This window comes from Caulobacter sp. 602-1 (assembly GCF_003931565.1).
Classification (GTDB): Bacteria; Pseudomonadota; Alphaproteobacteria; order Caulobacterales; family Caulobacteraceae; genus Caulobacter.
In genome coordinates, this window is record NZ_RRYI01000181.1 from 1 (window position 1) to 280 (window position 280).

Annotated in this window: 1 protein-coding gene; it reads right to left on the reverse strand. The window is 68.9% G+C overall.

From position 1 onward, the window contains the following. On the reverse strand, nucleotides 1-240 hold a 240-nt coding region (locus EIK80_RS25780; RefSeq protein WP_199743654.1), incomplete at its 3' end, for a hypothetical protein. Nucleotides 241-280 lie beyond the last annotated feature (40 nt).

Genomic DNA, 280 nt, shown 5'->3' on the forward strand with positions numbered 1-280 from the left:
TGTGGGCCCCATGTCCAGGGTCTCGACCCGGATCCAAGGATAGCGGCGCTTGAACCCCTCCAGGATCTCGCGCCAGTTATATTCGGCCATGTTGTAATAGACACGGAGGCCCGTCTCGCGCCGCGAGGCCGCGATCAGGTCCTGGCCCTGGGCCAGTCCCCTGCCCCCGGTAAAACCCGCCATGGCCGCCAGACCGGCCAGCACGCCGCGACGCGCGGGCGTCACCTTGCCATCAGTCATGCGCGGATCTCCTGGCGCCATCCAGCGCCGCCACGGCCGC